A 14,002-nucleotide genomic window follows, 5' to 3' on the forward strand; every position below is an offset into this window, starting at 1 on the left:
TACCCAAACTAATTCGGCGGTTCGCTTAATATCCCACCTGACAATCTCAATAATTCAGTTTTGGATTCAATGAGATTGTAAATGGATTGATAGTAGCTCAGAGCTGTCTGCAAATAGGTAATTTGTAGATCTCGGTAATTGAATGAATTGATACTACCATTTCGGTAGCGCTCCTCACCCATTTCCAGGTTCAAATTGGCGGTTTCCAGATTTTCAGATGCGATGGCATTCAGATTCTGACGTAGATTGTATTGATCATAGCTACTAATCAATGAATTGTCCAGGGTCAACTCCAAATCCTTGATTTGCAACTGACCTATCCGTTCCTGAATCTGTGCATTTTTAATTTGGTTCCGGATCTTTCCTCCATTGAATAAGGTAAATGACAATGTCAGATTCGCCGATAGGTTGCCGGTGGTGGACTTTATCCCGGATTCACCAAATGTTCCATTTGAAAACTGAGCATCACTCAAATCCTGCGTCTGCCAATTCTTCGAACCACTAACCCCAAGATTCAAATTCGGGTAGAGCGCAGAGCTCGCTATTCGAATATCTTTTCTTAATATCTCCTGATTAACATATTGATTTCTCAAATTGCTGTTGGATGACTTCATAGCAGATGCCATTTCGTCCAAATTGAAAGCTGTTTTTTGCACTTCCAGACTATCCGAAAACAAGTAATTCATATCAATCGACTGAGCCAGCAGCAGATTAAGGTTTCGAACAGCATTCCTGTGATTCAGTATCTGAGTGATGTAGTTCGACGAATCGGTCAGATATGCATTTTTATCCCTTAGTATATCAAAAGTAACTGCACTCCCCAACTCCCCTTTCAACTTCACATAGTCATACCTATCCCTTGACAAGCTCAATGTATTAGCAAACACTTCTGTCCTCTCCCTTTCCAGAAGCACATTATAGTAAGCCAGTATAATGGCCTGTACCGTATTTTCTATGATGACAGCGGCATTGCCTTCCGACTGATCCTGAAGCAGTTCCAGTTTTTGCTTGGTTATTTGGACATTCAAGCCATTGAACAAAACCCAATTTAGATTAATGGTCGGGTTGTAATTATTCGATTTTATGTTTCCTGAAGACAGGAAACTGGCTGGGTTATCGAGACTCGTCTTGCTGAGTCCCCCACCCAAACCCAAGGCAATATTCGGAAACATACCTGCCTGTCCCCAGGTATTATTATTGGCAGCCTGCAGCTGCTTATTTTGTTCGATCTGAATCGAAAAGTTGTTTTTCAGGCCCATTTCGATCGCCTGTGATAAGGACAATGGCTCTTGTGCGGTAACAATATTTCCAAAAAACAGGCAAAATACACCTATAGCCAAGATGGCTTTCCTTGTTTGATTATTCATTTAATTATATCAATCAGTATTCAGCTAATTTTTTTCCTTCGATGATGGCAGGTTCCACTTCCTCTTTTGTTGGCTTCAGTATTTCCATATGCTCGCCCCAGAAAACGGCTTTCAGGCTGAGCCAAATACCTCTAAAGAACCAGGTGATATATACTTTGATGTCATTGAAACACAAGATCATCACCGGGAAGAAAAACAAAATAAACAGGGTTCCAAACAACACGCCATAAGCCAGTGATATGGCCATGGGTATAATAAACTGAGCCTGCCAGCTACTTTCTAATATCAATGGAAAGAGACCCGCCACAGTAGTCAATGAGGTAAGTAGAATGGCCCTAAATCTTGCCGTCCCTGCTTTGTTGATCGCATCCATAACACTCATTCCTTCCTTGAGGTTTCTGTTGTACTGATCCAGCATCACAACAGCGTCGTTTACTATGACACCGGACAATGCCAGCATTCCGTAGAAGCTTACAAAGGAAACCACTGCATCGTGGAAAAAATGTCCAAACGCGGCACAAGCCCATCCTAGAGGAAGCAAAAACAGGATCAAAGAGGTTTGATAAAACGACCTGAAGTTGAGGGTAATAAACAAAAGCATCAGCAAAATAACCGGCACCAGAATGGCCATAAATGAATCCGTTTGGCGCTGACTGCCACGAGATTGCCCTTCAAAACTGTATTCCAAACCTGCATATTTATTGAGTATTGGAGGCATGATCTCTGTAGATACCTTTTCCAAAATTGGTGGTAGAGTTGTTTTAGAGTTTGCTAACTCAGCAAATACTTGTATAGATCGTTTTCCATTGAAATGCTTGATGCTGGTAATACCTCTACCTATATTGTAATCTGCCAACTCAGACAAAGGATACTCCGCGCCATTACGCTTGATCTTCATGGATTCCAATTGAGTAATGCTCAATCGGTCTTCCTTTGGATATCGTACCCAGACACGAATTTCATCTGTATTGACTTGCAATCTTTGGACCTCTTCTCCAAAAAATCCCTGACGGATTTGTTGTGTAATATCGCTTTGGGTCAAGCCCAAATGATAGGCCAATGGTTTCAGTTCCAGCTCCATCTCACGCTGTCCGGCAGCTGCATCATCACCAACGTCTATAAGGTCAGACATTTTTAGTAGTGCATCTCTTACTTCTTCTTTGGCTTTATCCAGGTCGTCAATATTTTTACTTTTTAGTGAAATGGCCACGGGTTTGCCCCAATAGTTCGCGGCACCTACGCTAAACTTTTCTGCCTCAGGTACGGTACCAATTTCATTCCTTACGAGTGTAGCGACCTCATACCCGGATATGTTGTTTTCATCCATTTTGTGGAAATCAATTCGTACGGCTCCGGTATGTGATCCTGTATTTTTCCTATCGGATGTAGAACCCAATTGCACATCCACATCAGTCATGATCGTATCTTTGATTCGACCTTCATCAAGCAACCTCTGATGTACTTTCCAAACCGATTTCTCAAAACTCCAAAGATAATCTTCGGTAACAGTTTCTCTTGTACCTGGTTTTAAAACCAAATCCACGTTGATATCATCAATTGGTGGACGGCTAAATGGAGTAAACTTGATGATGCCGCCTGCAAACATGCCCAATACCAAGATGATGAACACAAAAGGCATCATGAATGAAATCCAGCGATATTTAAGTAATCGATTGATAAATGGAGAGTACATATTGTATCGAACGTGGTCGATTAGTTTTTCCATTCCCTGTCGGAATGTATAATACCATCCTTTGGTCTTCCTTCCTTGCAGCACCCATTTATGCGACAAGTGAGCTGGTAATACGAAGAAGGCCTCTACCAGTGAAAATGCCAAACAGGCAATTACCACAATGGCCATTTCTTTTGTAAACCCATTGTTGTCCAGGAAAATGAGTGGCATGAAAGCCACGATGGTAGTCATCACCGAGGTAAACACTGACGGCAACATTTCCATGGTACCATCTATGGCAGCCTCATGTGGCTTTTTCCCTCTTTCAAAATGCGTATAGATATTTTCGGCTATCACAATACCATCATCAACCAAAATACCAACAACAAGGAGCATACCCGTCAGCGTCAGCATATTGATCGTAATTCCTGCCATATCCCCGATGATGAACATCGCACAAAAGGAAATCGGAATACCCATGGCTACCCAAAAAGACAACCTAAGTGAGAGGAAAAACCCAAGTGTGAGCAATACCAAGACCAGGCCAGTGCCAAAGTTTCTGATCAGCAATTCCAAACGATCTTCGAGCATAGAATTAAAATCAAATCCCATGGACAGTTCAATGTTTTCTTGCTTGGTATTGAATTCTTTCACATAGTCATCCAAAAACTTGGATATCTTTTCTATGTCTTCTTCTGGCAATTTTTGGACTGCGATGTTAATGGCTCGCTTTCCGTTTGAAAAGAACTTGTTCGGCACATCAGCGAACTGCAATTTCACGTCAGCGATTTTTCCGAGATGTAGTTTGGTACCATCGGGGTTGGCCCTAACGATAATTTCGTCAAGCGCACTAGGATCAAACTCTTTCGAATTAGCCCGAATTCTAATTTCTTCATCTACAGTTTTAATCGAACCACCTGAAATGTCACGATTATTCATTCGTACCGCGCTAGCCACTTGTGCAAAAGTGAGCCCATAACGTAGCAAATCCTGCTCTCTGACTTCTATCGAAATCTCCAAATCAGAATAGCCTGACAATCTAACCTGAGAAATAAATCCGGACTTAAAGAAATCATCTTCTACCTGTTCTGCCGCCTTTTTCAATTCTAACAGAGATACCGAACCTCGTATACCCATGAAGGCTGCCATGCTGGTCGATTTCTGCTTCGCCACTACCGGCTTCTCTGCAGAAACTGGGAACGCGTTGATGCGATCCACTGCATTTTTAACTTCTGTTGTTAGTTCGTCCAGATCATATCCGTCCTTTGAACGAATACTGATGTTTGCACTATTTTCGGAAGATGTGGAAGTCACCTCTTCTATACCTTCTAATCCTTTGAGCGACTCTTCTATCTTGATAGTGATCCCTTCTTCCATTTCAACAGGTGAAGCTCCGGGATAGGCGACTGATACATTTACGTATCTTGCGTCTCTTTCTGGAAAGAAGGATTTTTTTAGATTAAAATAATAGGTACCCAATCCTCCCAGTACACCGATTAAGATGATGGCATTGGCCCAAATGGGAAATTTTATAAAAAATTCTACAACCTTTCTCATAGTTTAAGATTTAGGTTTTACGATTTCTACTTTCATGTTTTCAGAAGCGTTAGAAGGTCGATCTGTTACCATCATCTCTCCTATTTTTAGGCCACTGATAATGGCGTCGTTTTCAGAGACCTTATGGACTCTCACCTGGCGTGTCACCAGCACACTATCTTGCACTACGAAAATCTCATTTTTATTTTTGAGAATTCTTCGTGGCACCTTCGCAGCATCTTCTACAGGCTTACCTGGAATACGCGCTTTTAGAAACAAGCCATCAAGAGCTTCGTATTTAGAACGTTTTTGAATTCTAATAAAAACGCTTACACTTTGAGAATTAGGATCGATAAAATCCGCTACCCTGGTAATCGTTCCAATCCAGTTTTGCTCAAAATCGGATTCATCCACGATGGTTACTACCTTGCCTTTTTGCACAAAATCAATATCTCTTTGCTCAACAGGCACTTCCAATTCTAACTCGTCCGTACTTATAATTGTTCCAATATTGGCTCCAGGACTGACCACAGATCCGACTTGAAAGTTGATGGTAACCACGCTACCATTGAATGGTGCATATATATAAAACTTCTTAAGATTTTCTTCTTCACTTTTTATAGCATAGTACTCACTCAGGATATTTTTAGCTGCCAAAAAGGTTTTTTCTTTGGACGATTTTGGTTCCGGCAAGGCAGGAATTTTTTTATCCAGTTCTATTCCATCAAAATAGGCCTGCCAAATAGGGAAGCTTGATGGGAAGTCAATTCTGATATCCGGTAAAATAGAAGCTAAGGTATGCAAGAAGCTACTTTTGCGAGCTTTTAGATTTAAGTTCTCTTCTACGTTATCAATTTTACAGAGTAGCTGCCCTTTGCGAAAACGTTGTCCTTTTTTTAGTGGCACACTTCCCTGCTGTAATTTACCTGCCACTTCTGCAATCACGTTGATTTGCTTAGAAGATCCTACTCTTCCATAAGCCTCTATCACGGTTTCTACTTTGGATGGCTGAAATGGTTCTGCCATGACATAGTTTTTGGCTATCGGTTTAGGTCGTTGTGGTGGGGCTTCCTTTTGACTTGAGAGCATATTGAAAGCAAATGCTGTAGCTCCAATAATTAGAACTACAGTTATAAATGAGACTATTTTCCGTTTGATCTGTTTGTCCATCTAGGTGTTAGTGATAATTGTCAGTTTTCTATCGCAAAAATGATTCTTTTGTTTCAGTAATAGGTTTTTATTTTATGAGTGGTGGGAATTTGATCTGATTGATTCTCATGATTTTTAAAGTTCAATTATCATCGATGACCTGCGGTTTTCATGCGATCAATTCATTGATGTCTATCTTCCAAATTCGAGAGAATACATGATTCGAATTCACACTGGATACTCATACATGGATGTTCTATTTATGGTGCATTCTTTTAATTCAAAAAAATGTAACTATATTTATATTATCGAACGTCATATTCAGGACTTTTGAATCTTAATTAACATAGAGTGCTAAGCAGCTTTTGGGATTCATTTTATCTTGAAAACGTAGAAACTTGAAAAGGACCACCTGTACCGTACTAACCTGGATTTTGGGAATACATTTGCTGTATGCTCAAAGTATACAGTTGCAAACTGTTGTATCTGCCGCACATACCAATGCATCAAACGGCACCATCAATTTGTCCGGTAACTTCGGGCAATCTATTGCTAATTCTGATGCCGGTGCTTTATCCGGTGGTTTTTACTCATCTATATCTACTCTACTCCAGGAAAACTTTGCTCCCAATATAAATGTGTTGGCTGAATATCAGTTTTCAGCATTTAATATCATCCAGGGAGACACAATTGCAGCCGACATACTGGACTTGGACGGCGTTGAATATGCTGCCATTTGGATCAGACCAATCGGTGGTAGCGCCTTTGATTCTATTCCATTGACTATTGAATCCGGAGACAAATTTACTTATGCTCTGCAATCCAATGATTACGATGAAATGGGTATCGAGTATTACTTCGTCGCCAAAGACGTAACCGATAGAAGAAGACGCCATCCCACTACCGGTAGCCTCTTTGCCTATGGTACCAGTCCTCAGGTTACATTTCCAAATACCCTGATCAATCTCGGAAGTTTGGCAGAAGATTACAGGATGATTTCTGTCCCCTATCAAATCAATCAAAATGAAGTAGCTACCTTATTCAGCGCACTGATCGACCTCGGCGACTACGACAAAAGCAAATGGCGGCTTTTTTCACACGATGGAGACAATAATTTCAGCGAGTATCCGGACGGAAGCGCCAAAAACCTCAACAGAGGAAAGGGGTACTGGCTGTTGATCAGCGACAAAAACAACCAGACATTGGAATTGGGCACCAATGTAACGGCCTCAGAAAACAATCAGGACAACCTTTTTTCTATCGATCTACAAAGTGGGTGGAATATGATCGGTAACCCGTACACGGTTCCAATAAGCTGGGAAAATGTTCGAACTTATAATTCTGCAGTTAATATCGGGGTAATTAAGCTTTTTGAAGGAGATTACGCCAATGGTGATGAACTACTTCCTTTTCAGGGAGGCATCGCTTATCTGGAGGGAGCGGCAACGTCCATTGAAATTCCATTTTCAGGACAAACGCTATCAGGTGGTCGACTCATGCACAGACCTTTTGAAACAACACTCAGCGCTAAAAACTGGAAAGTAGAATTTAAAATCGAACAAGGTAGTCATTCAAATTCCCTTGGCGGGATTGGTATGCATACCGAAGCAAAAAATGGAAAAGACTATTTCGATGATCATAATCCACCGCGATTTCTTTCTTATTTAGAAATGAATTTTGCTCACCCCGAGCACCCACTTGGCTTTTTTAGTAAGGATATCGTAGAGTCCCAATCGCAGTACAAGTGGCAACTCGAACTCAATTCTTATGAGGATGGGCCTATCACATTAAGTTGGGACAATTCAGGATTTGGTGAACATGCTGTTGAGATGTATCTCTATGACGTTCAAAACCAGATGATGCTCGATATGAGATCATCTAATAAACTCACAACCGGCAACAACTCCAATCTGGAGATATATTATGGCAAAGACGTACTGGAACAAATGGGCCCTGATCAATCATTTGTTGGTGCCCCATACCCCAACCCAATGACTAACCATTCGTCTTCAATGGTCTTTCCAGTGATATTGACTTCACAAGAAGCAATTCACAATGTTGACGCCATCATTTATAGTAAAGAGGGCCGAATGATTAAACAAATCTACCAGGGTGACCTGACATCGGGCTTACACAAGCTTAACTGGAATGGTATTTCCGAATATGGGAAAGAAGCTCCATCAGGCATGTACTTTTATCGAATTAGTATTCACTCAAGCAATAAGCAAAGGCAGTTTACGGGCAAGCTTATTATTTCAAAATAAATGAGATATGTTAAAATATAGACTACTTCTCTTTTTTGCATTATCCATTGCGGCTCTAAAATTGACAGCCCAAACGGTGACTATGGAAAAAATCGAGCTGGCAGGTGAATTGATTAATGTCTACTATTCACTCGATGATTCGAACCCCAACCACGAATACCAGATTGATCTGTACTCTTCTAAAGACAATTTTGCGGAACCACTCACAAAGGTAAGTGGTGAAGTAGGGGCTGAAATAAAACCAGGCGTGTATCATATGATCAGCTGGAATGCCTACGAGGAAATCGGGGGTTATGAAGGTGAGCTGGCATTGGAGATTCGTGCACGTGTATATATTCCATTTGTTAAGATCACTGGATTTGATGCCGGGGCCAAATTCAAAAGAGGCCAAGCCTACCCATTGCTTTGGAAGTCGGGTAATATGGGAGGGCAAATCGACATTGAGCTGTACAAAGATCAATCACGTGTGGGTGGCGATCGAAATGTTCCCAACAGCGGGAAGTACGAATACGCTTTTGAAGGATCTGCCAAACCGGGCAAAGATTATCGCCTGAAGTTTACGAATACCAGAAACCGGGATGAAGCCACGTATACAGGCTATTTCCAGATTGTACCAAAAATTCCTATCGTCATTAAGGTCGGCGCACTGGCCGGCCTGGCAGCCGGAGCATACCTTCTACTCAATTCTTCCGGAGGGAGTGAAAGCGGCGGCTCGTCCGCTGTAGAACCGCTGGCCGGTCATCCTGATTTTCCAGATCCATAAATTCTCAAGAGCTATGAAAGACTATCTATTAAATACCGTAATAGCATTGATCCTCCTATCGATCCATGCTGCTGACGCTCAGAACCTAAAAAGTAAGAGTGTTGCTTTTGACGTCAATCTAACGGACTCAAAGGACCTAAAAAGTGGCTCAGTCCCCTTTATTGAATGGATTGAGCCCGCCAATGAAACCGTTTTTCTCACTGAGAAAAAACTGTTTTCAAAACTAAAAATTTCGTCTTCCTCCAGCATCAGTAGTGTGAAGCTAAACCTGCACGAACACACCGATGCTAATATGCGAGGGTTTGTGGCAAAAGAAGCATCTCTAAGGGGTAGCATGTCTGTGAAGCCTGAAGAAAATCAGCAGCAAGAAATGACCATCGAACGTGACATCACCATGATGGATGGAATCAATGTTTTGGAAGTGGTGGTAGAAAATGTGGATGGCGTGGTATCCAAGAGCTTTAGGATTGTCCATGTAGGAGAAACGGCACTGGCTGATGCTGCCAAACTACACCGTAAGGACCGTGCGGTATTCTTTCTTTCCGATAACTTCGATAACTGGTCAGACTTGGTTAATCCGATATATGACGGCCGTACCATCGCATCGATGCTCGAGAAATACTATGGATTTGAGATCGAGGTCATAGAAAACCCATCCCAGGATGTCATCTTCAGTAAGCTTCGTGAATATAGCGAAATGGAATACGCACCACTGGATCAATTAATGGTCTTTTTTGCGGGGCACGGATATTTCGATGAAGGATTCAAAGAAGGCTTTGTAGTGGTAAAAGAATCCCTGAAAGATGATCCAGGAAAAACATCCTATGTTTCTTACAATCGCTTGCGCAACATCCTGAATGTCATCCCCTCTGAACACGTGTTTCTGATGATGGACGTATGTTTCGGTGGTACATTCGACAATGCGATTGCCACTTCCAGGAGTGCGGAAATCTACGAAGAGGTATCACAGTCAGATTACATTTTAAGAAAATTATCGGTCAAAACGCGAAAGTATTTGACCAGCGGAGGAAAAGAGTATGTAAGTGATGGGATACCCGGAAAACATTCTCCTTTTGCTAAAAACGTAGTAGACGCGCTCAACAGTTTTGGGGGCAGTGATGGCATTTTGACATTGAATGAAATTTATTCTTATGTGGAAAAACTGACCCCGGAGCCCCGCATAGGGAAATTCGGCGATAATGCTCCAGGCAGTGAATTTGTTTTTGTAGTCAAATAAACAATGAAGTAATGAATAGGCTAATACTAATATTTATCGGTTCGGTAATCACATTTTCAACCTTCGCTCAAGTGAACGGAACGATATCCTATCAGGGATACCTGACGGATGATGCGGGCGAGCCAGTCAATGACGGAGCTACCCATAGTTTTGTCTTTAAATTTTATGATTCCGGAAGTTCTGAGGTTTTGTCCCGAACCGTGACCTCAGAAGTCGACAAAGGCTTGTTTTCAGTCATTATAGGAGGTGGAACAGGTGATAACAGTCCTTTGCCCACTGACATATGGAATGAAGACTACACTATTGGTATTTCGGTAGACGGAGGCACAGAATTAACACCCCGAACTCCGCTGACAACCGTACCCTACTCCTTTCAGGCCGAAACAGCGAACAACGTAGCGGGATCAAATATAACTGGCACGATCAGTTCGACCCTACTTACCGGTACTATTGATAATACACTGCTGGATGCTGAACTGCAAGATCTAGCCGATGGAGAATTATCAGGTTCTTTAGTGGGAACAGGAATTAGCGCTACCAACGTCACTACCGGAACCTTGCCTAATGGACGATTAGATACTGACTTACAAGACTTAGCTGATGGCACACTCGACGGCGCTAAGGTAGGAACAGGCATAGCTGGTGCAAACATCACAGACGGCACCATCCCCACTTCAAAAATCAGCGGCACCATTGCCATAGCAGATGGTGGGACCAATGCAACAACAGAAGCCGATGCCAGAACCAACCTGGGTTTAGCCATTGGGACAAATGTACAAGCTTACAATGCTAACCTGGATGATTTAGCAGATGGAGAACTGACTGGCTCTAAGGTAGGCGACGGGATAAAAGGAGCTAATATAGATAACGCCTCGATAACATCTGCCAAGATTAGTGGACCCATACTCGTACCAAAAGGTGGGACCGGGGCCTCAACCCTGACGGGTATTGTTATTGGAAATGGTCTCACTGCTTTTACAGCCGTTGCTTCAGGCGGTGGTAGTCAATACCTGAGAAGTAATGCGGGAAATACGGCTTATGAGTTTGGGTCTGTCTCTGTAAGTGCATCTGACATTACCACCGGAACCCTGCCCAACGCGCAACTAGATGCTGATCTGCAGGATTTGGCTGATGGTTCACTAACTGGATCTAAAGTGGGCACGGGAATCAGCGCGACTTTTGTAACAACTGGAACCTTGCCCAACTCCGTACTTGATGCAGATTTACAAGATGTAGCTGACGGGACCATTTCTGATGCACTACTCGAAGGCACAGTCGACGTTACCAGATTGAATACCACAGGAGGCATCCATGTTGGCGGCACCGGTGACCCAGGTGCGGATAATTTAATTGTTGATGGTACCGCAGCTGTTGGAACTAGCTCAAGTCCAGCTACTACTTTTGAAGTGGTCCATGGCACTGGAGTTCCTTCCGCCGGAGAGGGCTTTTCAATTACCAGCAGTACTGACAGGTGGACACTTTATACTTTTGCAACCAGTCACAATTTGATCACCTATTACAATGATGCCATCAAGGGTCAATTTAACAATTCCACTGGAGCGTATTCTACCATTTCAGACCGTCGGTTTAAAAAAAATATAGAACAAATTCCTGACGTATTGGACAGAGTAATGAGCATGTCAATTAGAGCATTTCATTTTAACGAACAAGATGACAAAGAGGATAAAAAAATTGGCGTGATTGCTCAAGAGGTTGAACCAATATTTCCTGCCTTAGTCGATTACTCCAAGGCCAACGATGTCTATACGGTGGATTATTCCAATTTTGGACCTGTCGCAATCAAGGCGATTCAAGAGCAACAAAAAATTATTGATACGCTGAAATCTGAGATTGAATCATTGAAAGAAGAGCTTCGGTCTGTCACAAGGAAAGATCAAAACTTAGCTGAACTAATTAGCCAACAAGCAGAAAAGATCGATCTTTTATACAACTTAATTTCTCCGAAAAAAGAGACCACAGAATTAACCCTAACCACAAAATCTAAATAAACCATCCACTTAAATTTTTACTTATGAGAATTCCATTTTTCAAGGCACTTTTGATGTTTCTAATTTTAGTCGCCATTGAGAGTTGCAGTTGTGAAGACAATATTCCAGATCAAAACATAGCGGCTGGAAAAGTCTTAAACTATGATGGGCAAGGTATAGAAGGGGTTACAATTGAGGTCATTCACTTGAATGACAATATGCAAGGAAAGACAGATGCAGAAGGCCGATTCGAAATATCCGTACCTAGGTCAAAAAGCTACGTGATCAACATTACAAAAAAGGGGTTCGGGTTCAGATCTGTTGTTTATCAGGATAGTTTAGAGTTGGACTCTATTCCTTACAACGAGTATTATCTTAATCAGGCAACCGTGGCAACCATCGACGCAAGTATTGGTGGCACTGTGACAGTTACAAACACAGAAAGCCTCGGATCGAGTTCGAGCCGAGCAGATTGGAGCCAGAGCCCAACTGGGAAACTACCTTTAGTTCTTGATGATTCAGGTAGAGTTGCCAGTTTCATTATGCCCGAAAAACTAAAAAGTGCCTGGGATATTCAATCTCAAAACAAAGCTCGTTTACCAAGAGCATCGCTTAGAATAGCAGGTAATTCTTTAGTCAATAAATCTGGTGCTCCTGCGCAGGGGAATATTTCCGTTTCTATAAGTGCAACAGATATGTTTAGTCCAAATGGGATGCCCGGCAATAATATTGCTACTACCAATCGTGGTCAAACGGGACCCATGCAAAGTTTTGGTGCTGTTTCTATTGAGGTTTATGACGATGACCAGTCTTACAATCTAGACCAAGAAAGCAAAGCTACTGCCGAGGTTATCATTCCAGTGCCAGATTGGCAACTGGAACTAAGAAAAGAAAACAGAGATGCCATTCCCTTGCTCTATTACAATGAATCTAATGGCGTATGGGAAGAAAACGGACAAGCAATATTTGACGATTCTTTGAAAGCCTATAGAGCACAACTGACTCACTTTAGTTCCATTAATTTCGATATTATTAAAACCGATCCGTCGTCGAGTCTTTCTTTTTCATTTCAGAATACAACGCCCATGCCGGCAGCCAACGAATTGATTTTACCCTTTCGAGTAGAGCTTACCACTGAGGACGCGGCCGATAATATGTTGTATGTCCGAACAAGAACTATTGATGCTATAAATGGCGGAAATCCACTATGCGAAATTTCTTCTGCTCCTATTCCAGGAGGTACCTTAACGACCTATGGGATTTCAATGAATAGATTACCTCCATTATCTCCTGTGGCAGTTGTTTTTTTTAATGATGTGATTAATCCTGTTGCTCAATCACTTTACGTCCTTCAAACGGGCCCTGGTGACCAAACTATTACAGATGATCCCTGGAACGTTCCAAGTTGTATGGATATTACAAATGAAGTTTTCTCAGATATAACAAGTATTAATACTGACATCTATGCAACTGCAAACCCAACAGACCCTGTGCTAGTTGCCATGTGTCTCAATGCAGCCGGAACACATTACAGAGTTAGCCTGGCATCAAGAGACTTAACATTTGATGCATTAGATCCTACCACGGGCATTAACATTAACTTTATTGATGTAGAACAGTTCCCTGGTGATCCATTTTGCGGTTCGAGTTATCAAGAATTGTGGAACGCAGCCACACCTTTTGTAGAGCTATTTAAAACCCAAGTGGGTCCTCCTGAAAACCCTGAATGGCTCGTTCAGGTGCTTGAAGTACCAGTTACCAGTCTTTGTTCAGATCCAGCCATAGTGATCACCCAGTTTAATATTGAAGTATCCACTATTGGCTTGGCCAACATCAATAACTTTGATGGTATTCCAATTGCGACTTGTGATACCTCTCCTTGATTGGAATAAATAATGTCCATGTTTGAATCAGTTAAAATTGCATTTCTGCTACATTACTAAGAACCGGTGCAACTTTAAACAAACAAGAAAAGAGTTGATGAGAAAAATGACGACCGTTGAGTCGTCATTTTTCATTTTTCAGT

At 41.9% G+C, this 14,002-nt stretch carries 8 protein-coding genes; 5 read left to right on the forward strand and 3 right to left on the reverse strand.

Features of this window, described 5'->3' with window-relative positions; all coding sequences use genetic code 11:
• Positions 1 to 8: 8 nt before the first annotated feature.
• Genes ABJD64_RS08165 through ABJD64_RS08175 form a run of 3 tightly spaced genes read right to left on the reverse strand, consistent with a single transcriptional unit; the run spans position 9 to position 5,745 of the window.
• Complete coding sequence (locus tag ABJD64_RS08165) at positions 9 to 1,367, reverse strand: TolC family protein (protein WP_348180295.1); 1,359 nt, start codon at positions 1,365 to 1,367, stop codon at positions 9 to 11.
• 13 nt (positions 1,368 to 1,380) lie between these two features.
• Positions 1,381 to 4,596 carry an efflux RND transporter permease subunit gene (locus ABJD64_RS08170; RefSeq protein WP_348180296.1) on the reverse strand — a complete coding sequence of 1,072 codons (3,216 nt, stop codon included), beginning with the start codon at positions 4,594 to 4,596 and terminating at the stop codon, positions 1,381 to 1,383.
• 3 nt (positions 4,597 to 4,599) lie between these two features.
• Positions 4,600 to 5,745: an efflux RND transporter periplasmic adaptor subunit gene (locus ABJD64_RS08175; protein ID WP_348180298.1), complete on the reverse strand. Its 1,146-nt coding sequence runs from the start codon at positions 5,743 to 5,745 to the stop codon at positions 4,600 to 4,602.
• A gap of 377 nt (positions 5,746 to 6,122) precedes the next feature.
• Between ABJD64_RS08175 and ABJD64_RS08180 the strand changes: the two genes are divergently transcribed.
• Genes ABJD64_RS08180 through ABJD64_RS08200 form a run of 5 tightly spaced genes read left to right on the forward strand, consistent with a single transcriptional unit; the run spans position 6,123 to position 13,859 of the window.
• Positions 6,123 to 7,988 (forward strand): FlgD immunoglobulin-like domain containing protein, encoded by a 1,866-nt coding sequence (locus ABJD64_RS08180; protein WP_348180300.1) that lies wholly within the window; start codon positions 6,123 to 6,125, stop codon positions 7,986 to 7,988.
• Positions 7,989 to 7,995: 7 nt separating this feature from the next.
• A complete protein-coding gene (locus tag ABJD64_RS08185; RefSeq protein WP_348180302.1) occupies positions 7,996 to 8,751 on the forward strand; it encodes a hypothetical protein in 756 nt (251 codons plus the stop codon).
• Positions 8,752 to 8,764: 13 nt separating this feature from the next.
• A complete protein-coding gene (locus tag ABJD64_RS08190; RefSeq protein WP_348180304.1) occupies positions 8,765 to 9,988 on the forward strand; it encodes a caspase family protein in 1,224 nt (407 codons plus the stop codon).
• 11 nt (positions 9,989 to 9,999) lie between these two features.
• Complete coding sequence (locus ABJD64_RS08195) at positions 10,000 to 11,997, forward strand: tail fiber domain-containing protein (RefSeq protein ID WP_348180305.1); 1,998 nt, start codon at positions 10,000 to 10,002, stop codon at positions 11,995 to 11,997.
• Positions 11,998 to 12,020: 23 nt separating this feature from the next.
• A complete protein-coding gene (locus ABJD64_RS08200; protein ID WP_348180307.1) occupies positions 12,021 to 13,859 on the forward strand; it encodes a carboxypeptidase-like regulatory domain-containing protein in 1,839 nt (612 codons plus the stop codon).
• Positions 13,860 to 14,002: the final 143 nt, after the last annotated feature.

Source organism: Reichenbachiella sp. (assembly GCF_039944555.1).
Taxonomy (GTDB): domain Bacteria; phylum Bacteroidota; class Bacteroidia; order Cytophagales; family Cyclobacteriaceae; genus Reichenbachiella.

Coding starts and splice junctions, on each gene's coding strand:
- ABJD64_RS08165 (WP_348180295.1), bottom strand. CDS start 1,367: ATGAATAATCAAACAAGGAAAGCCATCTTGGCTATAGGTGTATTTTGC.
- ABJD64_RS08170 (WP_348180296.1), bottom strand. CDS start 4,596: ATGAGAAAGGTTGTAGAATTTTTTATAAAATTTCCCATTTGGGCCAAT.
- ABJD64_RS08175 (WP_348180298.1), bottom strand. CDS start 5,745: ATGGACAAACAGATCAAACGGAAAATAGTCTCATTTATAACTGTAGTT.
- ABJD64_RS08185 (WP_348180302.1), top strand. CDS start 7,996: ATGTTAAAATATAGACTACTTCTCTTTTTTGCATTATCCATTGCGGCT.
- ABJD64_RS08190 (WP_348180304.1), top strand. CDS start 8,765: ATGAAAGACTATCTATTAAATACCGTAATAGCATTGATCCTCCTATCG.
- ABJD64_RS08195 (WP_348180305.1), top strand. CDS start 10,000: ATGAATAGGCTAATACTAATATTTATCGGTTCGGTAATCACATTTTCA.
- ABJD64_RS08200 (WP_348180307.1), top strand. CDS start 12,021: ATGAGAATTCCATTTTTCAAGGCACTTTTGATGTTTCTAATTTTAGTC.